We start from the raw sequence: 23,414 nt of genomic DNA on the forward strand, positions 1-23,414 counted from the left end.
AACCTCCTTATGGTTACAGTTATTTTTCAAATGGTATTCCGAAAGGTTTCTAAAAAGGTAAACCCCTTTTGGAATACCATTTATTAGAAGATTCACTTTCCATTGCTAAATGGAAAGTGAATGAATTATTTTTTACTTTTTGTCATATTCCGGAGGATAGACGGATTCAGGTAATTCAATTCCGATCTCTTCATAGTATTTAATAGCTCCAGGATGCAATGGCACTGTTTCATTTAATAAGATTGCTTCAGGTACTGCTTCTTCTGCTGAGGAGTGGGTACTTACTAATAGATCATTATTTTCATGGTACGCTTTTACCAGATTATATACAAAATCAATATTCATCGTTTTATGAACAACCCCGAAGTTAAATTGTGCAATTGTTTCAATGTCATTGTGGTCGATATTTTCGTAGGTTCCAGCTTCAATTGTGAAAGGAGTAAAGAAAGGGAACTCTTCGATAACTTTGTCGCGCTGTTCTCCATCTATTCCGAAAAGAGTAACATCACGAAGCGCGGCTACTTCTTGGACTGCAGGAATTGGTAGACCTGCGGCAAATCCGATAACATCGAGCTGTCCATCCTGCTGTTGTGACGCCATATCCCCGGCACCAGCGTAAACTGGCTCTACTTTCAAGCCCAACAATTCATGAATTTGTGGAAGATATGTTCCGGATGTTCCACCCATTGGTCCTACACCTGCACGGGTAATACCTCTATCAGCCATATCCTGAAGAGATGCGACCCCACTAGATTCCAATGCCCACCAGTGGAATGGTGTGTTGTACATTGGGAACACAACACGGATATCGTCATGTTTATCCCCATCAAACTCTGTACCTACCCCATTCATTGCTTCATAACCCGGCCCAGTCGTGATCATTCCCAAATCCTGATCGCCATTTTGTATAAGTCGAATATTATCAACCGGACCTCCTGTAACTTCTACATTTGCTGTTACATTAAGTTTTGTCTCTAAGAGCTGACCAAGACCTCCACCGTATATGTAGTAAACTCCTCCTTGGGAAGCTGTTCCGATTACAACCGTAGATGGTGCATCTTGATATTGAACCTTTGTATCATCCCCGCTTGAACCCCCTGTTTCATTGCCTCCACATGCCGCTGAGAAAATAAGTCCTATTCCAGCTACAGATGCTAATAAAGTTCGTTTAATATTCATTATTCACTTTCTCCTTCCTTGTTTTTTTCTAACTATTCAAATTATAAAGCGCTTTCATTTTTATTTGGTTATTTGCTCTTAAGTATCTTTTTGGTCTTTTTGTTCACACAAAAGTGGCAGCTCCGTTTGATGAAAAACCGGAACTGCCACTTTTTATAATAACCCTTTCTCGCTATTCTTTCTGTTCCATAAGCCCATTGACCAAATCTTCCCCTATAACCTGCTTAAACTTTTGATAAACAGGATTCAATTCCTCCCGCCAAATCTGCTTTTCTAATTCTGAAAGATAGTGTATTTCAAGCACTTCGCTATTTTCCAGCTTGTCTAGCATTTCTTGATTGTGTTGTTTCGCGTATTCCCTAAGCCAGTCAGTAACTTCTGCCATAGCCTCTTGAATATTTTTTTGGTGATCAAGCGGTAAAGCACTCCAATAATCAGCATTCATTAATACCGCATATCCTAGGTAGTTGTGGTTAGTCACGGTCATGTACTCTTGTTGTTTGTAGAAACCTTTTGAATAGATATTAGAAAAAGTATTTTCGGTTCCATCAATTTTTCCAGAACTGAGCACTTCAAACACTTCATTAAAGGAATGAGTACTAGGCTTTGCGCCAAGGTGCTCGTATGTCTCCTTAAGCACGTCACTTGGCATCACTCTAACAGAAATTCCTTTCATATCATTAGGCTTAATGATCGGGCGGATACGATTGGTGACTTGTTTAAATCCATTATCCCAATAGGAAATGCCTTTAAAGCCTCTTTTTTCAATACTTTCAAACAGCTTTCTTCCCAACTTGCCCTCAAATGCCTGCTTCACTTCTGTTTCGTTTTCAAATATGAAAGGTAAGTCCATTACCATCCAATTAGGGTCATGAACTGACACTTCCGAAAAAGCCGGAGCTATAATATGCACTTCATTTTCCTTAAGTGCTTCAAATTCTTCCTGAGCATCATAAAGCACCCCGTTCGGAAAAACTTGAACATCCACCCAACCTTCCGTCTTTTCCCTTACAAGTTTTGCAAACATCGCAGCAGCCAGACCTTTTGGCGTATTTTCAGCGACCACATGGCTAAACTTCAACACATATTTTTCATTTAAGCCTTCCATTTCGTGGTCTACCGCTCTCGGTTCTGTACTTGCATTTGTACCAAAACCAATATAATAAGCAGAAATGACACCTAGACATAAAAAGGTCAGAATGGCGATAAATCCTTTCATTTTCTCCACCTACCCCTTTATACGATACATTTGAATTGGTCTTCCAATTGTCCCGTAGATCAATTCCATCTCCACTTTTCCAACAGACTCTAAATAATTTAAATACCTCCTTGTTGTGACCCTTGCTAACCCTACTTTCTTCCCTATTTCTTCTGCTGACTGCGCCCCTTCCAGTCTTTTTACATAGTTGTATACTTGATTTAACGTTTGTTCCTGCAACCCTTTCGGTAAACCTTCCACAACTTTATTCAACGTTTCCTTTTTGGCCGAGGACATCACTTCATCCCATTTATCCTGAGAAATAGCCGATTCTCGATAAAGTTGTTTGTACACTTCTTTGTATTGAAGAAATGCCTTTTCCATTCGGTCAAAAGTAAATGGTTTAACAATATAGTCGATAACACCATTTCTCATAAAAGCTTTAACTGTATTTGTATCATTTGCTGCCGTTACAGCGATAATATCGACATCTATTTGTTCTTGTCTGAGCTCCTGTATTAGGGAAAGGCCGTCCTGTCCCGGCATATAAACATCCAAAAGAACTAAGTCCGGCTCTAATACTTTAATGAGTGTTTTTCCTTCCACTCCAGAAGAGGCAATTCCGGATACAGCAAATCCCTCAATTTTTTCTATAAAAAGCTTATTAACATGTTGGACCATTGGATCATCTTCAATCAGCAATACTTTTATCAGTGAATCTCTCTTAGACATGATTCAACATTCCCCTCTTCATCGGCAAGCTTATCTTGAATTCCGTACCTTGACCCCGCTCACTTTTAAATGTAATGTCACCGTCTACACGAGAAACGATGGAATGGATAAGAAACAGGCCGATTCCCCTCCCTTGCTTGGCCTTTGTTGAGTAACCGCGGGAAAACATCTTTTCCGCTTCTAATGTGCTCATCCCTTTTCCACTATCCTTCACAGAGATTAGTAACTCTTGCTCAGTTTGCTTTAAAAGAATAGTAACTTCCCTGCAGTTACTGGTAGATTCGTTCAATGCATCAAAACTGTTGTCAATTAAATTTCCGAGCATAACCACTAAATCATGATTAGTTATGCCTTCGGGAAATTCCCCAAACCTGCTTTCAGGATCTATTTTGACAAGATACCCAAGTTCCTTCCCTCGGCTGATTTTTCCTAATAACAATCCCATTACATTATCATCATGAATATTCTTTTGGAGGATTTGGGAGATTCCTGTTTCCTCATCTTGTAGGGAAAAAATATATTCTAATGCTTTTTGTCCTTCATCGAGTTGAATTAAACCAGCAATGGTATGCAATTTATTAGAATACTCATGGTTCTGCACTCGAAGAGCCTCTACAAATGCCTGTACTCCCGTCAACTCTTGAGCCAACCGATTCACTTCGGTCCTATCTTGGAAAATCGCCAACGCTCCAACCGTCCTGTCTCCAACAGTAATAGGAACCCGGTTACTTAAAATCGCCTTATTTTGAACATATAAATCACGCTGAAAAATCGGCCTTCCTAATTCCAAAATTTCAGGCAGACGTGTATCTGGAATTACCTCTCTAATTTGAGCCCCTACTGCGTCCCCTTTTATACCAAGCATTTTTTTTGCTGCGTGGTTGATGACGGTTATTCTCTCATGATCATCAATGGCAATAACTCCTTCATGGATAGCATTGAATGTGGCTGTTCGCTCCACAAGTACACGAGCCAGCTCTCCCGGTTCCATTTCGAATGTCTGTTTTTTAATATGATTAGCCAACAGCCAAGCTCCCCACACGCCAAACAAAGTCGTAATGAATGCGATTACAATTATAGAGTGCAAATATTCATAGATAATGTCTTTCACAGTGGGTAACACATTCCCTACCACCACAACACCAACCTGTTCTTGCACTTGATCAGATTTTTTAATTGGTACAAATGCCCGCACAGAGGTAACACCCTCAGATACAATCGCCTTGGAAATATAAATATGCTCTGCAAAGGCCGGCCCCTCATCTCCTCCCACAAAAAGTGTGTTCACACGCTCTTGAATTGGGTGGGTGAGACGCCTCTTGTCCATATCTAATATAACAATATAGTCATGGTTATTAATCACCCTTATTCGCTCTACTACTGGCCTTAGCAATTCGGAAGCATTTGGTTCTCCCACATTTTGCTGAACAACCGGATTACTTGCAACAACCTGAGCAGTAATAAGCGCTCTTTGTGAAAACTGTTCTTCTTTTACACTTAACATGTATCCTAGCAGAATGATGCCGATGATAAGCAATGCAAATAATACTATTCCAAATGATAACCCTGTTATTTTCCAACGAATTGGTATATTAATTTCTTTCTTCATTTTTTATACCTCATTCGAATATTTTAGATAATTACAACTATAGCATAAATTAAAAAAACAGTGCCATTCATTGGAGAACAGCACCGTTTTACTTTTACTATGAAGCACTTTTTGATAGCTCCTGAACATTTCTTGTACCCATCATTAATTTTCGGTCGTAGATCAATGTGGTAAAAATGGCTATCAACATGAAGGAGATCAAGACGCCAAACAATAGCCCCATGCCTGATAAGTCCACCAATACTCCGCCCATGAAAGGTCCAAGCATTCGTCCTCCTGTCGCCGTTGAGTTCACAATTCCTTGATAGAATCCTTCACGCCCCTTTGGAGCAAGTTGATTCGCGACAGTTGGAACGGCCGGCCAGACAAACATTTCACCGATGGTAATAATAATCATCGCAACTACAAATGCTGTATACTGCTCCGCTACTCCCACAACTGCAAAGGAAACGATGAAGATGACCAGTCCAACGATGATCTGCGTTTTCAGCGTCTTGGTGTATTTTTTTACAATCCACGAGATGATAGGTTGCGCCAACACAATCAATGCCCCGTTGATCGTCCACAAAATACTGTACTGTTTAAGCGATATGCCAAGAGATTGAGTATGTGTAGCAATGGTCGTTTGCCATTGTACATAGCCCATCCAGCAAAGCAAATAACCGATACATACCGTTAACAACGCGTAAAGTTTAGTATGATCTTTTATTTTGCGCTTTTGATCCAATACCGAAGTCTGGCTAGTCGGGTTTGCCTGGATTTTTCGATAACCTAATAATGCTATCATGAAAAAGACCGCATATGTGACCGTATTCGCTAAGAATATGTAGTCAAAGCGGATGTCTGCCACAAGTCCACCTAACGCCGCTCCAATTGCGACTCCGAGGTTTTGTGACACATACATGGCATTAAATGCTCTTCGCCCTCCCTCTTTCCAGACAGAACCGGCCATTGCATACATGGATGGAAAAACAATTCCGGAACCGAAACCAATGATGGTGAGATATACCACATAAAAAGTCCACGAGTGATTGATGGTCATACCAATCAATGCTGTAATGGTGATGGAAATTCCCAACAGTATCGACCGGTAGCCCCCAATTTTATCAAAAAGGATCCCACCGATCAGGTTGCCTATTACACTTGCTCCAGCATTGACCATTAGAACAAGGCCCGCTACAGACAGAGATTTTCCAAGTATGTCATGAATGTATATTGTATTTAACGGCCATAAAAAAGAAGCCCCTGTTACATTAATTGCCATTCCAATTACTAATAACCAAAGGGCTCTGGGCATTTTTCGCATCACTGCATGCCCTCCTTCAACCAATTATTTCGAAATCCAAAATAATTGTAATCCGTTTTGAAGGGAGTTTCAATATAAAAAACTTCAAATCTGAAAGTGTATGTATTCTGACTTTTGGGACGAGGTGGAGGGGGATGGTGGTTATTAGAGTGTTATTGTAACTTTTTCGAACGTTATTGTGACTTTCGCAGAGATTATTGTGACTTTTTAGAGGGTTATTGTGACTTTTGCTAAGTGGATATTAACTTTTTCAAGGGTTATTGTGACTTTTGCATAAACTTTGTAACTTTGCACATCTTTCTCTAGTCTGCCGAGGGAATGCAACATTACTTGATTATCAAGATGACTCATATTGCATCAAAAAAAGCAGCACTAAGGCTGCTTCCTACTCGTTTTCGCTATGATTTTTAGAACGGACAGGCTGGGACTTTTTCAGATTCTTTTGCTTAACTTCTCTTACCGGATTATACTCTGCACCCATTTCCACTGCAGTGTTTTCTGCATTTCTTGTTTTTTGTTCCGGGTTATTTTGCTTAGAGCGTTTTTTCATTGATGGTATCCTCCCTTAATGTCTCAATAAAGTCATTTCATTTTGCAGGTTTTGCAATTGAAGACGCATGCGGTTTAATTGCTCTCGCTGCTGTGCGTTACAACTTTGGGAAAGGTGCATCAAGTCGTTATACGTTGCCTCAATCTGCTCTTGAGCGCTCGTAAACTCTGTATCATTGTAGTGTTCCAATTGTTTTGCTTCCGTGTACTGTGCATGTGCATTGCGCAATGCATCTTCACATTGCTGTATAAACTGTTCAACAGATTCTCTTGTTGCCATGATTCCATTCACCCCACATTTTTTCTGTGTACTCGGCTTTATTTTGCTCATTTTTCTTTAGACCATGCTAAAAAAATGAGGAGCATTGAAGCAGAAGCAATTTACATGCTAAAATGGTTTGTTAGCAATAATGGAGAAAAAAGAGGAGGAGTACGGATGAATAACACAAATGAGCAAAATCCGTTTCCATATTCCGTTGAAGATAAACGATATCACACTTGGAATTATCATTTACGTAACCATTTTGGGCATAAAGTATTTAAAGTCGCGTTAGATGGCGGCTTTGATTGTCCAAACCGGGACGGTACAGTGGCACATGGCGGCTGTACTTTTTGCAGTGCCGCAGGATCTGGTGACTTTGCCGGAAATCGTGCTGATGATTTGATTACACAGTTTAATGAAATTAAAAATAAAATGCACCACAAATGGAAAGACGGCAAATACATGGCCTATTTTCAGGCTTTCACCAATACGCATGCACCTGTTGAAGTTCTTCGCGAAAAATACGAAACGGTGCTAAAACAAGAAGGTGTAGTCGGACTTTCTATCGGTACACGTCCAGATTGCTTGCCAGATGATGTGGTCGAATATCTGGCAGAACTGAACAAACGCACTTATTTATGGGTCGAGCTTGGCCTCCAGACGGTTCATGAGCGTACAGCGCTGTTGATTAACCGTGCGCATGACTTCCAAACGTATGTAGAAGGAGTCAATAAGCTGCGTAAACACGGTATTCGTGTATGTTCTCATATCATTGACGGCCTGCCACTTGAAGATAACAAGATGATGATGGAGACTGCAGAGGCTGTGGCGAGGTTAGACGTTCAGGGAATCAAGATTCACTTGCTACATCTTCTGAAAGGCACTCCGATGGTGAAGCAATATGAAAAAGGGATGCTTGAATTCCTGTCTTTTGAGGATTACATCCAGCTTGTTTGCGATCAGCTTGAGATCTTACCTCCTGAGATGATTGTCCACCGCATTACAGGAGACGGACCTATTGATATTATGATCGGTCCAATGTGGAGTGTGGACAAGTGGTCTGTATTGAATGCTATTGATGCAGAGTTGAAAAGGCGAGATAGCTGGCAGGGGAAATATTATAATAGTGGTGATGGCCGATGAAATTGGAACGAGTATTGCCGTATAGCAAAAAGATCATGAAGCTCGCCTTATCTGAGGGAGATATAGCTGTGGACTGTACGGTCGGAAACGGCCATGACACCCTTTTCCTTTCTGAGATTGTAGGGGAAAACGGCCATGTGTATGGCTTTGATATTCAAAAAGAAGCACTGTCGAATACGAAAACTTTGCTAGCAGAGCATGGCTTGGAGTCACGAGTCACTCTTTTTGAAGATAGTCATGCCGAAGTTTTGGATCGCATTCCTTTGGAAAAGCAGCGAAAAATCAGAGGAGCCATTTTCAACCTTGGCTATCTTCCTGGTGGCGACAAAGACATTGTGACAGTTCCAGAAAGTACGATACAAGCCGTCGACAGCCTATTATCTGTGATGGAAAAAGAGGCAGTGATCGTCCTTGTCATCTACCATGGACATCCAGAAGGACAAGTCGAACGCGACGCCCTTCTCGACTACGTAACCAAACTGGAACAAAAAAAAGCCCACGTCCTTCAATACCGCTTCATGAACCAAATCAACAACCCACCATTCATCATCGCAATCGAAAAAAAATAAAGGAACCGGCAGAGATGCCGGTTCCTTTATTGCATTAACGCATTGAGGGTCAGACCCCTCTTCAACTCTCTAAATCACTGAAGCTTTCCATCTCCAAGCTTCATGCCCCTCGCCAGCTTTGAAATTTGCGGTAAGCCCGGCCGTTCATGTAGAAGAAGTAGGCGGTGCCGCCACTTGCTTTGATGATGCTTTTGGCCATGGAGGAGATGTCTTTGCATTCGTGGACTTTACGGTCTGAAAGATAAACGCCAAGCAGGCCCCGATTTATGAGGCGATGAAACTTCTCAAATGGCAATCCAGCTGTATAGGCATCTGCCTGATTCATAAAATGCTGTAATCTGTCCAAAAACACAGACTCACTTTCATAATAAGTACAGAAATTGAGATCCCCACCATCTATATCCTCTTCCTGATCAATGAAATAATCCAACAGAATATGTAGCCCCTGAATATAAGGGAAATAGCCACCTACTATTTTCTCGGCATGTTGGGAGGTGAATGTTTCTCGGTATGCTTGAGAAACCAAACAGAATATCCCAAGAGTGGATCCTGTACAAGCCGAGAATTCATACCATTCCATGGGAGGTAGCTCCTCTTTGTAAAGAGAGAACCATTCTTCCAGTCTTGGCACCCGTTCTTCCTCGATCACATGCTTATGTACCTGCAAATCACAATAATAGCCTGCAAGCCTAACTAGATGCGGAGCTATCAAATCATAATTACGATGAGAACTCAGCACTTCTTGACAGGTCGTCACCAAACTGGCGAGATACCCTCCATCATCCTGTTCATCCCGAAATCGATAATACTCTTTCAAAGGTTCTCCGACTGTCAAAGCATCCGGCATGGACTCATGCAGTGCCGCAAAGTCTTCAGGGTCCAACGATGTGCTTCTGTCGCATAAGTTATCCAAATAGTCACTGATGGTCTGATATGCAACAATAAACTTCACAGCATGACGAAAATCAGTGCCTGCAAGTAAAGACAGGATCCCGCCGCCTTCACAATGAAAAGCTTTCGTTTCAATACTTGCCAGCGCCTGCTTGCGAAGCTCCTCATCGGGAATAACAGAAGCCCTCTTTTTCCAAAGCTCCAGCTCCTCATATACTACAGGAAACACATCTCGATACACTCTTTTCATCAAAGAAAAAGGATGGGTGGGTACCTTCAAATTCAGTCACTTCCTTCTAATTGTAAGTCCACAAAAGCCTTTGCATAACGGAAAACACGTGCACGCTCTGGTTCATTGAAAATTTCATGGTAAAGTCCTTCCCACTCCTTATACGTTTTCTCTTTGGCAGACAGGGAATTAAACCATGTTTCTGATGCAAATTTGTCAACAATCAAGTCATCTCCTGCCTGCAAAAGTAAAACAGGAATATCCGGGAATTTTTCAATACCGGTAAAAGCCTGATTCATTGATTGAACAAGTTCACGATACCATCTAACAGACACTTTCGTGATGTAAAGCTCATCTCCTGCAGCAGTTTTTCGTATTTCCTCATTTCTTGTCGCTTTGTCTATCGTCAAACCCGTTTTGAACTTTGTTTTCGGCAAGATAAAGTTAAGCCCTTTCGAAAGAACGTCAAGCCCTTTGGTTGGATGATGCAACAGTTTCAAGCATGGTGAAGATAATATGACACCATCCACCATCAATGGTTTCTTTTCTTGAAGCGTACGGATAACTGCAAGTCCTCCCATACTATGTCCGATAACAAAGACAGGTGGTTTCAAGAGATATGCTTCTTTAATCCATTTTTCCACTTCTTCTATATATTCATCAAAATTATCGATATGCCCTCTTCTTCGTGTGGAAAGACCTTGCCCGGGCAAATCCCCCATGATGACATTATACCCGTTTGTTTGCCACTGATCTAACAGCCATGTGTATCTCCCGTGATGCTCCTGAGCACCGTGGACAATGACAATGGTACCTTTCGGATTTTCAGCCTCCCATTTCCACATTTCAAACACTCCCTTAAAAATATAAAATTCTTTCTGATATAATAAAATAAAACAATCATCTCTTACAAGCTGGAGGAACACATGTATAAAATATACCCATATCTAGATAAAAAACCACAAATTGATGAAACCGCCTATTTAGCAGACTTTTCCATCATCACTGGTGATGTGATCATCGGAAAAGAAAGCAGCATATGGTTTCATACTGTCATTCGCGGTGATGTTGCGCCGACCATAATCGGGAACAGAGTAAATATCCAAGATCAATCCCTGTTACATCAAAGTCCAAAAAAGCCTTTGATAATAGAAGATGATGTCACAGTTGGGCATCAATGTACACTGCACAGTGCTATTGTTCGAAAAAATGCCTTAATTGGCATGGGTTCCATCATTTTAGACGGGGCTGAAATTGGAGAAGGCTCCTTCATCGGAGCCGGAAGTCTAGTTCCACCTGGAAAACGCATTCCACCTAATTCACTCGCATTTGGCCGCCCCGCCAAAGTTGTCCGGGAACTAACAGAAGAAGACAAACTAGACATGGCACGCATCCGCAGAGAATACGTCGAAAAAGGCCAATTTTACAAATCCATACAAAATTGATTTTTTGATTAAAGAAAAACCCAGTTGATTGCAGAGGAAGGCGCGAAGACGCCCGCGGGAGGAAGGGACAGGTGAGACCCCGCAACGAAGTGAGGAGGCTCACGGACCGCCCGCAGGCAAGCGAAGCGCCTGGAACGGAAATCAACCGTTAATGCAAAATATACTTTCCACACACCACCCAACTCCCAGGGTGGTGTTTTCATTCTAAAATTTCTGTAAATATTACACCACCAAATTCTTACCCATTCTTTACATAGTCTTATAACTTCCTAAATATTGTACATCTAAAATATAAATAAGAATAAAACCTAGCTAAAAAGGAGTCCTAATGATGGTCAAATTACTAGCTAATTTCTACGAATTTGAATGCAATTTGTTTCGCAGTGTGAATCGTCATTTTGACAGAAAGTATGTGAATTTCTTTTTTCGCAACATTACTCATGTTGGCGGAGCCACTTTTACCATTTGCACCCTCTTACTTTTCATTATCTTCAGCAATCATTCCCTAAAACATACAGCTATTGCAGCGGGGCTATCATTGGCACTTAGTCACATACCTGTAGCCATTGCAAAAAAACTATATCCAAGACGGCGTCCATACCTAGCCCTTGCTGAGATCAAAGTGGCCACTAACCCGCTTAAAGATCACTCTTTTCCATCTGGTCATACTACTGCCATTTTCTCAAGTACTATTCCTTTTGTCCTATTTCTTCCGCCACTGGCAGTCCTTTTAATTCCTCTGGCGTTATGTGTAGGTATTTCAAGGATTTATCTTGGACTTCACTACCCATCTGATGTTGCAGTTGGAATGATACTCGGAAGCAGCACAGGAATATTTTCCTTTCTACTAATTCTTCCCCTATTTTCTTAAAAAGAAGGAGGCTCACTATGAAAATTGCCATTTTCACAGACACTTTTGCACCAGATGTCAATGGTGTCGCTAAAACGTTAAAACGATTGACCAATTACTTGGACAACAAAGGATTGGAATACCGAGTATTTGCGCCAGAAAGTACAAACAAAGACCTTTTTTCCAGCCAGGTCCACCGCTTTGCAAGTCTTCCATTCTTCTTATATCCCGAGTGCCGACTTGCTTTACCGAACATGCTGTCAGTGAAGGCCGAGCTTATAAAATTCAAGCCAGACCTCATTCATGTTGCAACGCCATTTAATATCGGCCTTTGCGGACTTCACTATGCAAAAAAACTAAACATTCCAGTTGTCGGTTCTTATCATACTGACTTTGACAAATACCTCGAATACTATGATCTTCAATTTCTGACAAAAGTGCTTTGGAGCTATATGCGTTGGTTTCATCGTCCATTACGCAAGATTTTTGTTCCATCCACTGACACCCAGAATCACCTCAAGAATCACGGATTCACCAATACTGCAATCTGGCCTAGAGGGGTTGACTGCTCAGTATTCCATCCACGTACATCCTCTCAACTATTAAAAAGTAAATTCAATATAAAAGAAACATATATTCTTTCCTACGTTGGCAGACTTGCCCCTGAAAAAGACGTAGCCCTACTTCCAAAAATTCAATCTTCCCTGCCGGAAACGATACGTCATGATGTGCACTGGCTTATAGTAGGAGACGGACCGATAAAACAAGATTTACAAAATAATGCCCCCAGCAATATGACTTTCGCTGGCTTTCAGTCTGGAAAAAACCTGGCAGAGATTTATGCTGGTTCTGATGTATTCGTCTTTCCCTCTGCAACCGAAACCTTTGGGAATGTCGTCTTAGAATCCTTGGCATCGGGGACACCTGTTGTGGGTGCCAATGCTGGAGGTGTCCAGACCATCATTAATCAAGGCGTGACAGGGCATCTGTGCAAACAAAATGACGCTATTTCTTTTGCTGCTGCCATAACTAGTCTTATAGAAGACGAAGAAAAACGAGTACAAATGGGTTATGCCGGCCGTAACTATGCTTTGGAGCAATCCTGGGACTCCGTTTTCGAAAGACTCCTTCACGACTACCAAACTGCTTTAACTCCACAAAAGCTACAAATACTAGCATAAGAAAAAGGAGGCCATTTCGCCTCCTTTTTCTGTTAAAGCGAAGAAATTATTAAAAAATTTGCAACTTTAAATTGGAATATTATATACTATATCTATCTTACATGTCCGGAAGGAGGGAAAAAGATGTTACTATCTGTAAATGCTCGCACACAATACATGGCATACTTGCATATTTGTCGTGCAATTTTTCATGATTCAGCTATCAACGGGACACGTATGTCCATTTTTAGACAGCTGAATAGGAAAGACAGATAGTAAGAGATCTTTTGCCCGACACACACTAGATGCATCATGTACTTTGCGTCTAAATAAAAACCATGGGAAAGAAGGCTTCTTCTTACTCATGGTTTTTTTGTGCGTTTAAATTCTGAAGGAGTGAACTTAATATGATGATATGTACATTAAATAATATAAGTAAAAGCTTTGCAGGCACGATGATTTTTGAGAATGTTTCCATGGAAATCCAGGTAAATGACCGGATTGGACTTGTTGGTAGAAACGGAAGCGGAAAGACGACGATTTTCCGACTGATCAGTGGAATGGAAGCTCCTGATAAAGGAGCTATTCATATAAAAAAAGGCGCTAAAATCGGGTACCTTGCCCAAATCCCCTCCTATCCTGATGGGACAACAGGAGAAGATGTTTTACTTTCCGCATTCCGGGAAACTGTGGAACTGCAGCATAAGTTAAGATTTTTAGAGCATCAAATGACGGTGGTTGGAGAAGAGAACGAATTAAACAAGATTATGCAGGAATACGGAGTACTGCAAGAACGCTTTGGTTTTATGGGAGGGTACGAAATGGATGCCTCCATTCAGCGAATTGCTAACGGGCTAAAAATTACCTCCTTACTTTCTCAGCCCTTCGCAAGCTTGAGTGGAGGAGAGCAAACAAAAATATGCTTAGGATATATCCTGTTGCAAAACCCTGATGTATTATTGCTTGATGAGCCGACCAACCATCTTGATATATTTTCAGTAGAATGGCTTGAGCAATATTTAAAGGACTATGCTGGTACAGTTGTTGCAATATCACATGACCGCTATTTTCTTGATGAAGTAGCAACTAAAATCATAGATTTAGAAGACGGGGAAATCCACACGTACCACACTAACTACAGTGGTTTCCTTAAGGAGAAAGAAGAACGATTGTTGTTGGAATTCTCTGCGTATCAGGAACAGCAGAAAAAAATCAAAAAAATGAAAGAAGCTATCAAACGCCTGAAAGAATGGGCGAATCAAAGCAATCCCCCTAATGCTGCCATGCACCGTCGTGCTAAAAGCATGGAGAAAGCATTGAATAGAATGGAAAAACTAAAACGTCCTATCCTAGAAAGGAAGGCGATGGGTCTTCAATTTGATGCCACAGATCGTAGCGGAAAAGATGTGGTAGTGATGGAAAATGTACGTAAATCATTTGATACAAAAGATCTGTTCAAAAACATAGATCTTTCAGTTTATTTTAGAGAACGGGCTGCAATTGTAGGTCAGAATGGCACAGGGAAATCTACCCTTCTAAAAATACTTCTCGGGGAACTAGAGGCAGATAGCGGTTTAGTGAAACTTGGCAGTAATGTAAAGGTAGGATATCTATCTCAGCACATCAAGGCCAGTAATCCAAGTCAAACATTGATTGAAGCTTTCCGTGAAGACATCTCTATCACATTGGAACAAGCAAGACATGTGCTAGCTAAGTTCTTGTTTTATGGTCCATCAGTATTCAAAAAAGTAGAGAATTTAAGCGGCGGCGAAAAAATGCGCCTCCGTTTGGCACAGCTCATGCACCAGGACATCAATCTGCTGATTTTGGATGAACCGACAAACCATCTCGATATAGATTCCCGCGAGGTGCTAGAAGAAGCATTGGAGGAGTTTGACGGTACCATCCTCGCCGTCTCCCATGATCGGTACTTTTTAAATAAATATTTCGAAAAAACATGCTGGCTAGAGGATGGAATGCTTGTTACCTATGAAGGGAATTATCAGTATGCCCGTGGAAAGCGCGAGGAATTAGAGAGGAAGAAGGTTGCAGACTTTCCTAAAGTTGTCGAAATAGAGAAAAAGATAAAGCATTCCGCTCCGAACTCTTCAAGTAATGGTTTTGAAGAGGTTGAAAAAAAATTAGAGGATTTAGAAACAGAGATTAATGAATTGGAAACTTTAATGAACAATGAAGAAGACTTGCTGACACTTCAAAGGCTGCAAGAAGAACTCACTCTTTTAGAAACGGAAAGAGATTCTTTATATTTAAAATTAGAAGAAATCCTTTAATGCTAAAAACCGCCCAAGAATAGAGCTCTCAAAAAGCCTTATTCCCGGGCGGTTTTCTTTATTTACTATATTAAGCGTTGGCTTGCTCTTTTAAAGCATCTGCCTTATCTGTTTGCTCCCAAGGAAGATCCAGATCATTACGTCCGAAGTGGCCGTAAGCTGCAGTTTGCTTGTAGATAGGACGACGAAGGTCTAGCATTTTAATGATTCCCGCTGGACGAAGGTCGAAGTTGTTGCGAACCAATTCAACTAATTTCTCTTCAGAAACTTTACCAGTTCCGAAAGTATCAACTGCGATGGAAACTGGTTGAGCAACACCGATCGCGTAAGCTAATTGAACTTCACACTTGTCTGCAAGTCCGCTTGCTACGATGTTTTTAGCAACATAGCGAGCAGCATAAGCTCCAGAGCGGTCTACTTTCGTTGCATCCTTACCGGAGAATGCTCCACCACCGTGGCGAGCGTATCCACCGTAAGTGTCAACGATGATCTTACGTCCAGTAAGACCTGCATCCCCTTGTGGTCCACCGATTACGAAACGGCCAGTTGGGTTGATGAAGTATTTTGTGTTCTCGTCAATCAATTCAGCAGGTACTACCGGCTTGATTACGTATTCCTTGATGTTGCGTTGGATACGCTCCAAGGAAACTTCAGGGTGGTGCTGAGTTGAGATAACGATAGTATCAATACGAACTGGTTGGTCGTTTTCATCATATTCCACTGTCACTTGCGTTTTACCGTCTGGACGTAAGTAAGGAAGAACCTCATCTTTTCTTACTTCCGTTAAACGGCGAGAAAGCTTGTGCGCCAGTGAAATTGGTAATGGCATTAATTCTTTTGTTTCATTACAAGCAAATCCGAACATTAGACCTTGGTCCCCAGCTCCGATTGCTTCGATTTCTGCATCAGACATTTGACCTTCACGAGCTTCTAGAGCTTGGTCCACACCCATTGCGATGTCAGCAGACTGCTCATCGATGGAAGTAAGTACTGCACAAGTTTCCGCATCAAAACCGTATTTTGCACGAGTATAACCGATGCCTTGGATTGTTTCACGAACGATTTTCGGGATATCAACATACGTGGAAGTAGTGATTTCACCAGCAACCAATACCAATCCAGTAGTTACGGAAGTTTCACACGCTACACGTGCATTGGGATCATTTGTAAGAATCGCATCTAGGATTGAATCAGAAATTTGGTCACAAATTTTATCCGGATGCCCTTCCGTTACAGACTCAGAAGTAAATAAACGACGTTGTTTAGTCATTAAAAAAAGTTCCTCCTTTTTACTTATGAAAAGCGTTTGACTTCTCTTCATGTACAGCAGTTATATTTGATACGGATCTCAGTTCCTATTGTGATGTTCTATGTTATCTTGTGTAAAAATAGAAAAAACCTTCCCACAAAATTGAGGAAAGGTTTGATGTCGAGAATTAGCCTTTCACTCTTATCGGTCAAGGTCAAAGCCTTGCTCAGGTTTAGCACCTTTTCTCAAGCGACCAAAAACTTGGCCTAATACAAAACAGCGGCGTGCTTTTTTGCGCTCGCTCATCCTTTGAGCAGGTTGCTGGGTTTCATAGGGCCTGTCCCTCCACCAGCTCGGAATAAGAGTATCCGTTCAAGGTTCTATATTAGCGTACTAAAACCTTGCATGTCAATAAAAAAGAGAAATAATTCGACATTAATTTACAGGAAATAATTGCTTCCTTATAATATAGCTCTCCTCACTTAAAAATCTCTATATCATTTTCTTTTACTTCTGGATGGCAGGGTTTATAATGAGAGAGGGCGTTTGGTGAAATTTTTCGTAGGACAGGCATAAATGATAACGCTTTCACTTTATGGATAGTGTGCATTTCCACTAGGATAAGCCTCTTTTTCACAAAATGTTAACGAATTCCTATTAATTTTCATAAAATAAGCTAATTAGTATGGACTATTAAGTTAAATGTGTTATACTTTTTAACAGATGAGAAAAAAGCAAATTATATAATTGAAGGAGAGTTATCCATGATGAAAACGGTTGGAATTGATAATGGGTTAACAAAATTAATTTACGGAAGCAACACACATGTTCAACTGTCTGTTCCTCAATTGGTAGAAAAGATATTAAACCGTAACGAAGGCTGCCTTACCTCTACTGGTGCAGTACTCGCTACTACTGGCAAATACACGGGTCGCTCCCCTAAAGATAAATTTATTGTAGAAGAAGAAATCAGCAGAGATAAAATTGATTGGGGTACCGTCAACCGTCCTATCTCTGAAGAAGTATTTGATCGCCTATATAACAAAGTTCTCACTTACTTAGAAAACAAAGAGGAAGTATTCGTGTTTAAAGGATTTGCAGGTGCCGATGAGAAATATCAACTGCCAATCCAGGTAATCAACGAGTTCGCTTGGCACAACCTTTTTGCACAACAACTGTTTATCAAGCCAAATGAAGAGCAATTGGCTAAACATGAAACCGCATTCAGCATTGTTTCTGCTCCGAATTTCAAAGCGGATCCAGCAGTTGACGGGACAAATTCTGAAGCATTCATCATGATCTCCTTCAGCAAACGAATTGTCCTGATTGGCGGGACAGAATATGCTGGGGAAATGAAAAAGTCCATTTTCTCTGTTATGAACTACCTTTTACCTGAAAACGGAATTATGCCAATGCACTGCTCTGCAAATGTAGGACGTGAAGGCGATGTAGCATTATTCTTCGGACTATCTGGCACAGGTAAAACAACGCTTTCTGCAGACCCTAACCGTAAACTTATCGGTGACGATGAGCACGGCTGGTCTAATACAGGAGTATTTAACATTGAAGGCGGATGCTACGCAAAATGCATTGGTCTGACTCGCGAAAAAGAACCACAAATCTTTGATGCGATTCGTTTTGGCTCAGTCCTTGAAAATGTGGTCATTGACGGTCAATCTAGAATTGCTGACTATGAGAACTCTACGTTGACCGAAAATACACGTGCAGCTTATTCACTGGATGCAATGGAAAATATCGTTCAGCCTAGCATTGCTGGTCACCCGAATACCATCGTCTTTTTAACAGCAGATGCAACAGGCGTATTGCCTCCTATCTCTAAGCTATCTAAAGAACAAGCTATGTTCCATTTCCTAAGTGGTTACACAAGCAAACTTGCAGGCACAGAGCGAGGAATCACATCACCTCAAGCTACTTTCTCGACTTGCTTTGGATCACCATTTTTGCCGCTTCCTGCAACCACTTATGCGGAAATGTTAGGCAAAAAGATCGATGAACATGATGTGCAAGTTTACCTTGTTAACACAGGATGGACTGGCGGAGAGTATGGCGTTGGAAGCCGCATGAAGCTTTCATACACAAGAGCGATGGTACAGGCGGCACTTGAAGGCGACCTGACAAATGTAGAAGTGGAAAAAGATCCATACTTTGGGGTTTCCATTCCTGTACACGTTCCAGGTGTACCTGACGAAGTGTTACAACCAAAGAAAACATGGGATAACGACGAGAAATACGATCAGTTTGCACGTGAGCTTGCAGGCAAGTTCAAGGCGAACTTCAAAAAGTTTGAAAATGTACCGACGGAAGTCCTTGAGTTGGGCGGACCTACGGTATAATCGGAAAAAATATTTGAAGAAGCCAACCAAGGCTGTTAGAGACTTGGTTGGCTTTTTAGTTTATTGGGCGCGCTTAGGAAGTTCGCTCAGTTACCGTTTTCCCTTTTCGCTTCACGGTTCGGGCATTGAGGAGCCCTCTCTGTTACCGTTTTCCCTTTTCGCTTCACGGTTCGGGCGTTGAGGAGCCCTCTCTGTTACCGTTTTCCCTTTTCGCTTCACGGTTCGGGCGTTGAGGAGCCCTCTCTGTTACCGTTTTCCCTTTTTACTTCACGGTTCGGGCGTTGAGGAGCCCTCTCTGTTACCGTTTTCCCTTTTCGCTTCACGGTTCGGGCATTGAGGAGCCCTCTCTGTTACCGTTTTCCCTTTTCGCTTCACGGTTCGGGTGTTGAGAACCTATCTCTTCCTTAAAAGGAACTATACGAACAACGTCCCACATTCCATCACTGCTCCTTCATCCACCTCGTCAGCCGCTCCACAATCCTACGGTTCTCCTGTGGCGGAAAATAGTGCGTGTACTCCGGATAATACCACGCCTCCACCTTCTTTCCCATCTCCTTTGCACGCTTTTCCAATCTATAAGAATGCTCAATAGAAACGTTCTTGTCCTGTTCTCCATGAATAATCAAAATAGGTGCATCCAGCCGGCCAAGCTCCAACAGCGGTGTCCTCCACTCATATCGCTCCGGATATTTATTCGGAGTCCCCCCAATTACTCGCTTCATCATACGGCGTAGGTCCACTCTCTCCTCATAGGTGAGAAACATATCGGAAACGCCGCCCCAGGACACAACAGAACACACTTCAGGAAATTCAATACCAGTCATGAGAGCCATCACACCTCCACGAGAGAAACCGAAGACATGAATACGATTAGCGTTAACTTTTTCATGACCCGCTAACAACTGATAAGCAGCAAACGCATCCTCCCTGTCTTCCCCAGCAAAGTCCTCATTCCCCTCTCCGCCTTGATTGCCACGGTAAAATGGCGCCATCACCACAAAGCCTTCTGAAGCAAATTGAACGATCCGGCCAACACGTACCTGTCCGACATTTTTGATACCGCCCCTTAAATATAGAAACCCATCATACTCCCCTTCCGCTTTTGGTTCGGCTAGCAGTCCCTTCACCTTTAATCCTGAGCTATAATAGGTAACCTTATAAACACTGATATTCGAACTCGGTGATGGAAATGGAGTCTTTTCAACAATTGTCCCGTCTTGCAAAAATATTGCCCCCTTTTGACGCACTAGGCATTCACACATATTTAGCCCAAATCATACGCTAATCTATAAAAACATACAAAGCATATGCCCACAATTTGTGAGGAGGTAGGACATGAAAGGTTTAAGAATTGCGTTAAGTATTTTATTATCTTTTGCTTTAGTCGCTGCGCTTGTAGCTTGCGGTGGCGGCAAAACTGAAAAAGTCCGGATTGCCGAAGTTACCCGCTCTATTTTTTATGCTCCCCAATATGTTGCGATTGAAAAAGGATTTTTTGAAGAAGAAGGGTTGGAAATTGAATTAACGACCACTTGGGGTGGCGACAAAACGATGACCACCTTGCTCGCTGACGGGGCTGATGTGGCATTGGTAGGTTCTGAGACGTCCATCTATGTGTATGCCCAAGGCTCTAATGACCCAATCATTAACTTTGCTCAGCTTACCCAAACAGACGGAACATTTCTAGTATCAAGAGAAAAACTCGATAACTTTGATTGGAATATTTTAAAAGGCAGTACATTTCTTGGCCAACGAAAAGGTGGCATGCCTCAAATGGCTGGGGAGTTTGTTCTGAAAAAGCATGGAATTGACCCGCAGAATGATTTGAATCTGATTCAAAATGTTGATTTTGCAAACATCCCTAGCGCTTTCGCTTCAGGTACAGGTGAATTTGTGCAGTTATTCGAACCGCAGGCTAGTATTTTTGAAGCGGAAGGCATCGGATATATTGTCGCTTCTTTCGGGGAAGAGTCAGGTCACTTGCCATATACGACATTCATGGCAAAGGAAAGCTATCTAAAAGAAAATCCTGAGGCAGCAGAGAAATTCACCCGTGCGCTCTACAAAGCCCAACAATGGGTGGAGAACAACCCTGCTTCTGAAACTGCCAAAGTCATCCTTCCATACTTTGAAGATACGTCGGTAGAATTAATTGAAACCGTTGTAGATCGTTATAAGAGTCAAGGTTCTTACGCCACTGATCCAATCCTGGATCAAGAAGAATGGGATAACCTGCAAAACATCATGGACACAGCCGGGGAGCTTCCACAATATGTGGAATACGGCACATTAGTAAATACAACCATTGCAGAAGAGGTAATGGAAGAATAGGATGATGAACGATGAGTTTATTATCAATTAATAATATAAATCACATCTATTTTACACCGGAACGGGCTACAAAGGTACTAGAAGACATCTCCATCTCTATTGAGGAAGGGGAGTTTATCTCCTTCCTCGGCCCAAGTGGCTGCGGGAAAACAACACTGTTATCCATTATTGCGGGTCTCCTTAAGCCTACAGAAGGGACCGTATTGTTAGGTGACAAACCTTCCAAAGACTGCGTCTCCAATATTGGCTATATGCTTCAACAGGATTATCTTTTCCCATGGAAGACTATTGAGGAAAACGTACTTCTAGGGTTGAAGATTGCAGATAAACAGACGAAACTAAATAGGGAAAAAACTTTACATCTGCTAAAAGAAATGGGACTGCCGGATGTTGAAAAATTATATCCTTCTCAGTTATCAGGCGGAATGCGGCAGCGTGCAGCACTGGTCCGAACACTTGCCACCGATCCTCAGCTCCTGCTTCTTGACGAACCATTTTCAGCTCTTGACTACCAGACGAAGCTAAAGCTTGAGGATTTAGTTTTCACCACACTCAAATCCTTTAAAAAAACCGCCTTGCTCGTCACCCATGACATCGGGGAAGCCATCGCGATGAGTGACCGCATCTTTTTATTAAAAGCGAACCCTGGACGTTTGGCGAAAACGTTTATAGTGCCGGAAGAACTGAAAAACATGATTCCATTTGAAGCAAGGCAGCATCCTGACTTCTCCTCCTTGTTCCAAAAGATTTGGAAGGAGTTGGAGCAACTTGAACAAGAAAGCGAACATTGATTTACTTCACCAAGGATATTTAAAACAGCGTAAAAAGGTGACCTTTCAAGTAAGGCTGTATCAGTTGGTTATCTTTATCGTCTTCTTTTCCGCTTGGGAGCTTGCCGGAAAAAACAGCTGGATTAATCCCTTGCTATTTAGCTATCCAAGTAGAATCTGGAATCTATTCATAGACAAAATAAAAGATGGCACGCTACTTTCGAATATTAGTATAACAGTAACCGAAACCATCTTCGGATTCGTTCTTGGAACACTCATTGGAACGATCATGGCTGCCATCCTTTGGTGGTCGCCGATGATTTCTAGAGTGCTTGAGCCTTATTTAGTCATTTTGAATGCAATGCCAAAAGTAGCCCTTGGCCCTATTTTAATTGTGGCCATCGGTCCTAATATGGGATCAATCATTACAATGGGCGCTATTATTTCCGTCATCATCACGACCATTGTGGTTTATACTGCCTTTAAAGAAGTAGATGATAACTATCTAAAAGTTCTAAGGACCTTCGGAGCCACCCGCAGGCAACTTTTCCAGCAAGCAGTCCTCCCAGCGTCCTATCCTACTATTATTTCTACCCTTAAAGTAAACGTAGGCTTGGCATGGGTTGGGGTCATTGTAGGTGAATTTCTGGTCAGCTCTAAAGGACTTGGCTATATGATTATCTATGGCTTTCAAGTATTTAACTTCACTCTTGTACTACTCAGTTTGTTGATTATCGCAGTATTTGCAACAATAATGTACCAATTGGTGGAATATCTCGAGAAGAAGTTAGTGAAACATACGTAAAAGCAAAGAGCAACTCCTCAAATGGAGTTGCCCTTCTTTATTTTATCAAGACAATGCGTCAGAACGTCGTCTTTCATAATAAAACTAAATCGATTGTCTTTTCTTATGTTACCTGGTATCTCCTTCAGGAGAACAGGACCATTCGTTTCAAAGTATGTAGACTGTTTTTCTAACTTATCGATTACTGCAAAATATACATTTTTAACAATAACTTTTTCTCTTCCATCCACTTTATACTGCCCTATGTATTTCAACTGGGACACCTGTCCACCTGTCTCTTCCCTTACTTCTCTAATCGCCCCTTGGTCAGCGGTTTCCCCATCTTCTACTTTTCCACCTGGAAACTCCATTCCCCTGTTCTTATGACTGGTCAACAGCCACTGATCCTGGTAACGACAAATTACCCAGACGTGTTTGGGGTCTCGAGAAAAAGGATGGTCTTCAAAGGATAACATCACTCGGTTGTTATAAATATCTTCAAACTCATACATA

General features: G+C 41.6%; 23 protein-coding genes and 1 riboswitch. Of the genes, 11 read left to right on the forward strand and 12 right to left on the reverse strand.

Annotated elements, in window-relative coordinates; genetic code table 11:
* Positions 1–132 precede the first annotated feature (132 nt).
* The 7 genes from HC179_RS11935 to HC179_RS11965 all read right to left on the reverse strand — a co-directional run bounded on the left by HC179_RS11935 (position 133) and on the right by HC179_RS11965 (position 6,853).
* Positions 133–1,179, reverse strand: a complete 1,047-nt coding sequence (locus tag HC179_RS11935; RefSeq protein ID WP_168864500.1) for a TAXI family TRAP transporter solute-binding subunit — start codon at positions 1,177–1,179, stop codon at positions 133–135.
* A gap of 172 nt (positions 1,180–1,351) precedes the next feature.
* Positions 1,352–2,398 carry a TRAP transporter substrate-binding protein gene (locus tag HC179_RS11940; RefSeq protein ID WP_168864501.1) on the reverse strand — a complete coding sequence of 349 codons (1,047 nt, stop codon included), beginning with the start codon at positions 2,396–2,398 and terminating at the stop codon, positions 1,352–1,354.
* Positions 2,399–2,407: 9 nt separating this feature from the next.
* A complete protein-coding gene (locus HC179_RS11945) occupies positions 2,408–3,109 on the reverse strand; it encodes a response regulator (protein ID WP_168864502.1) in 702 nt (233 codons plus the stop codon).
* Positions 3,102–4,718: an ATP-binding protein gene (locus tag HC179_RS11950; protein WP_205825306.1), complete on the reverse strand. Its 1,617-nt coding sequence runs from the start codon at positions 4,716–4,718 to the stop codon at positions 3,102–3,104. Before HC179_RS11950 ends, HC179_RS11945 begins: the two co-directional genes overlap by 8 nt.
* A 97-nt stretch (positions 4,719–4,815) precedes the next feature.
* On the reverse strand, positions 4,816–6,015 hold the full coding sequence (locus tag HC179_RS11955; RefSeq protein WP_168864608.1) for an MDR family MFS transporter: 1,200 nt from the start codon (positions 6,013–6,015) through the stop codon (positions 4,816–4,818).
* 394 nt (positions 6,016–6,409) lie between these two features.
* Entirely contained in the window at positions 6,410–6,574 is a 165-nt protein-coding gene (locus tag HC179_RS11960; protein ID WP_148987966.1) for a glycogen biosynthesis protein GlgD, read from the reverse strand.
* 15 nt (positions 6,575–6,589) lie between these two features.
* The gene (locus HC179_RS11965) at positions 6,590–6,853 is read right to left on the reverse strand and encodes a YtzC family protein (RefSeq protein WP_010195299.1); all 264 of its coding nucleotides are present in this window, start codon (positions 6,851–6,853) and stop codon (positions 6,590–6,592) included.
* 156 nt (positions 6,854–7,009) lie between these two features.
* Between HC179_RS11965 and mnmL the strand changes: the two genes are divergently transcribed.
* Both mnmL and mnmM read left to right on the forward strand, forming a co-directional pair.
* Positions 7,010–7,978, forward strand: a complete 969-nt coding sequence (gene mnmL / locus HC179_RS11970; protein ID WP_168864503.1) for a tRNA modification radical SAM protein MnmL/YtqA — start codon at positions 7,010–7,012, stop codon at positions 7,976–7,978.
* Positions 7,975–8,547, forward strand: coding sequence for a tRNA 5-(aminomethyl)-2-thiouridylate-methyltransferase MnmM (gene mnmM, locus HC179_RS11975; RefSeq protein ID WP_168864504.1), 573 nt, complete (start codon positions 7,975–7,977; stop codon positions 8,545–8,547). The genes mnmL and mnmM overlap by 4 nt, the downstream gene beginning before the upstream one ends.
* Before the next feature lie 100 nt (positions 8,548–8,647).
* Here mnmM and HC179_RS11980 read toward each other — a convergent pair whose 3' ends face one another.
* Positions 8,648–9,718 (reverse strand): tetraprenyl-beta-curcumene synthase family protein, encoded by a 1,071-nt coding sequence (locus HC179_RS11980; protein WP_168864505.1) that lies wholly within the window; start codon positions 9,716–9,718, stop codon positions 8,648–8,650.
* Positions 9,719–9,720: 2 nt separating this feature from the next.
* A complete protein-coding gene (locus HC179_RS11985; protein WP_168864506.1) occupies positions 9,721–10,512 on the reverse strand; it encodes an alpha/beta hydrolase in 792 nt (263 codons plus the stop codon).
* An 81-nt stretch (positions 10,513–10,593) separates the two neighbouring features.
* On the opposite strand from HC179_RS11985, the gene HC179_RS11990 reads away from it, so the two are divergent.
* From HC179_RS11990 to abc-f, 5 genes are all read left to right on the forward strand, one after another.
* Positions 10,594–11,112 carry a gamma carbonic anhydrase gene (locus HC179_RS11990; RefSeq protein WP_168864507.1) on the forward strand — a complete coding sequence of 173 codons (519 nt, stop codon included), beginning with the start codon at positions 10,594–10,596 and terminating at the stop codon, positions 11,110–11,112.
* A 328-nt stretch (positions 11,113–11,440) separates the two neighbouring features.
* Positions 11,441–11,983, forward strand: a complete 543-nt coding sequence (locus HC179_RS11995) for a phosphatase PAP2 family protein (RefSeq protein WP_481747973.1) — start codon at positions 11,441–11,443, stop codon at positions 11,981–11,983.
* Between the two features lie 17 nt (positions 11,984–12,000).
* Positions 12,001–13,143: a glycosyltransferase family 4 protein gene (locus tag HC179_RS12000; protein ID WP_168864508.1), complete on the forward strand. Its 1,143-nt coding sequence runs from the start codon at positions 12,001–12,003 to the stop codon at positions 13,141–13,143.
* Between the two features lie 123 nt (positions 13,144–13,266).
* Positions 13,267–13,398, forward strand: a complete 132-nt coding sequence (locus HC179_RS21215) for an RAxF-45 family protein (RefSeq protein WP_263290307.1) — start codon at positions 13,267–13,269, stop codon at positions 13,396–13,398.
* Positions 13,399–13,529: 131 nt separating this feature from the next.
* Complete coding sequence (gene abc-f, locus HC179_RS12005; RefSeq protein WP_168864509.1) at positions 13,530–15,413, forward strand: ribosomal protection-like ABC-F family protein; 1,884 nt, start codon at positions 13,530–13,532, stop codon at positions 15,411–15,413.
* Between the two features lie 70 nt (positions 15,414–15,483).
* Here abc-f and metK read toward each other — a convergent pair whose 3' ends face one another.
* On the reverse strand, positions 15,484–16,683 hold the full coding sequence (metK, locus tag HC179_RS12010) for a methionine adenosyltransferase (RefSeq protein WP_148987974.1): 1,200 nt from the start codon (positions 16,681–16,683) through the stop codon (positions 15,484–15,486).
* 177 nt (positions 16,684–16,860) lie between these two features.
* Positions 16,861–17,027, reverse strand: a riboswitch (SAM riboswitch).
* 402 nt (positions 17,028–17,429) lie between these two features.
* Here metK and pckA point away from each other — a divergent pair.
* Positions 17,430–19,016, forward strand: a complete 1,587-nt coding sequence (gene pckA, locus HC179_RS12015) for a phosphoenolpyruvate carboxykinase (ATP) (protein ID WP_168864610.1) — start codon at positions 17,430–17,432, stop codon at positions 19,014–19,016.
* A 440-nt stretch (positions 19,017–19,456) separates the two neighbouring features.
* Here pckA and HC179_RS12020 read toward each other — a convergent pair whose 3' ends face one another.
* Entirely contained in the window at positions 19,457–20,278 is an 822-nt protein-coding gene (locus tag HC179_RS12020) for an alpha/beta hydrolase family protein (protein WP_205825307.1), read from the reverse strand.
* Between the two features lie 73 nt (positions 20,279–20,351).
* Here HC179_RS12020 and HC179_RS12025 point away from each other — a divergent pair, with 73 nt between their 5' ends.
* Genes HC179_RS12025 through HC179_RS12035 form a run of 3 tightly spaced genes read left to right on the forward strand, consistent with a single transcriptional unit; the run spans position 20,352 to position 22,922 of the window.
* Positions 20,352–21,347 carry an ABC transporter substrate-binding protein gene (locus tag HC179_RS12025; protein WP_168864510.1) on the forward strand — a complete coding sequence of 332 codons (996 nt, stop codon included), beginning with the start codon at positions 20,352–20,354 and terminating at the stop codon, positions 21,345–21,347.
* Positions 21,348–21,358: 11 nt separating this feature from the next.
* A complete protein-coding gene (locus HC179_RS12030; RefSeq protein WP_168864511.1) occupies positions 21,359–22,138 on the forward strand; it encodes an ABC transporter ATP-binding protein in 780 nt (259 codons plus the stop codon).
* Entirely contained in the window at positions 22,116–22,922 is an 807-nt protein-coding gene (locus tag HC179_RS12035; RefSeq protein ID WP_168864512.1) for an ABC transporter permease, read from the forward strand. The genes HC179_RS12030 and HC179_RS12035 overlap by 23 nt, the downstream gene beginning before the upstream one ends.
* A 17-nt stretch (positions 22,923–22,939) precedes the next feature.
* Here HC179_RS12035 and ytkD read toward each other — a convergent pair whose 3' ends face one another.
* The gene (gene ytkD, locus HC179_RS12040) at positions 22,940–23,413 is read right to left on the reverse strand and encodes an RNA deprotection pyrophosphohydrolase (protein WP_168864513.1); all 474 of its coding nucleotides are present in this window, start codon (positions 23,411–23,413) and stop codon (positions 22,940–22,942) included.
* Position 23,414 lies beyond the last annotated feature (1 nt).

Source organism: Bacillus sp. RO1 (assembly GCF_012524115.1).
Taxonomy (GTDB): domain Bacteria; phylum Bacillota; class Bacilli; order Bacillales; family Bacillaceae_I; genus Sutcliffiella_A.

What these genes read in the sequence shown, in the direction of transcription:
- HC179_RS12030 (WP_168864511.1), top strand. Translation starts at nt 21,359, where the DNA reads ATGAGTTTATTATCAATTAATAATATAAATCACATCTATTTTACACCG.
- ytkD (WP_168864513.1), bottom strand. Translation starts at nt 23,413, where the DNA reads ATGTATGAGTTTGAAGATATTTATAACAACCGAGTGATGTTATCCTTT.
- HC179_RS11990 (WP_168864507.1), top strand. Translation starts at nt 10,594, where the DNA reads ATGTATAAAATATACCCATATCTAGATAAAAAACCACAAATTGATGAA.
- HC179_RS11950 (WP_205825306.1), bottom strand. Translation starts at nt 4,718, where the DNA reads ATGAAGAAAGAAATTAATATACCAATTCGTTGGAAAATAACAGGGTTA.
- HC179_RS11965 (WP_010195299.1), bottom strand. Translation starts at nt 6,853, where the DNA reads ATGGCAACAAGAGAATCTGTTGAACAGTTTATACAGCAATGTGAAGAT.
- HC179_RS11985 (WP_168864506.1), bottom strand. Translation starts at nt 10,512, where the DNA reads ATGTGGAAATGGGAGGCTGAAAATCCGAAAGGTACCATTGTCATTGTC.
- HC179_RS12020 (WP_205825307.1), bottom strand. Translation starts at nt 20,278, where the DNA reads ATGTGTGAATGCCTAGTGCGTCAAAAGGGGGCAATATTTTTGCAAGAC.
- pckA (WP_168864610.1), top strand. Translation starts at nt 17,430, where the DNA reads ATGAAAACGGTTGGAATTGATAATGGGTTAACAAAATTAATTTACGGA.
- HC179_RS12000 (WP_168864508.1), top strand. Translation starts at nt 12,001, where the DNA reads ATGAAAATTGCCATTTTCACAGACACTTTTGCACCAGATGTCAATGGT.
- HC179_RS11940 (WP_168864501.1), bottom strand. Translation starts at nt 2,398, where the DNA reads ATGAAAGGATTTATCGCCATTCTGACCTTTTTATGTCTAGGTGTCATT.
- metK (WP_148987974.1), bottom strand. Translation starts at nt 16,683, where the DNA reads ATGACTAAACAACGTCGTTTATTTACTTCTGAGTCTGTAACGGAAGGG.
- HC179_RS12025 (WP_168864510.1), top strand. Translation starts at nt 20,352, where the DNA reads ATGAAAGGTTTAAGAATTGCGTTAAGTATTTTATTATCTTTTGCTTTA.
- HC179_RS11935 (WP_168864500.1), bottom strand. Translation starts at nt 1,179, where the DNA reads ATGAATATTAAACGAACTTTATTAGCATCTGTAGCTGGAATAGGACTT.
- mnmL (WP_168864503.1), top strand. Translation starts at nt 7,010, where the DNA reads ATGAATAACACAAATGAGCAAAATCCGTTTCCATATTCCGTTGAAGAT.
- HC179_RS11945 (WP_168864502.1), bottom strand. Translation starts at nt 3,109, where the DNA reads ATGTCTAAGAGAGATTCACTGATAAAAGTATTGCTGATTGAAGATGAT.
- mnmM (WP_168864504.1), top strand. Translation starts at nt 7,975, where the DNA reads ATGAAATTGGAACGAGTATTGCCGTATAGCAAAAAGATCATGAAGCTC.
- HC179_RS21215 (WP_263290307.1), top strand. Translation starts at nt 13,267, where the DNA reads ATGTTACTATCTGTAAATGCTCGCACACAATACATGGCATACTTGCAT.
- HC179_RS11955 (WP_168864608.1), bottom strand. Translation starts at nt 6,015, where the DNA reads ATGCCCAGAGCCCTTTGGTTATTAGTAATTGGAATGGCAATTAATGTA.
- HC179_RS11995 (WP_481747973.1), top strand. Translation starts at nt 11,441, where the DNA reads ATGATGGTCAAATTACTAGCTAATTTCTACGAATTTGAATGCAATTTG.
- HC179_RS11960 (WP_148987966.1), bottom strand. Translation starts at nt 6,574, where the DNA reads ATGAAAAAACGCTCTAAGCAAAATAACCCGGAACAAAAAACAAGAAAT.
- abc-f (WP_168864509.1), top strand. Translation starts at nt 13,530, where the DNA reads ATGATGATATGTACATTAAATAATATAAGTAAAAGCTTTGCAGGCACG.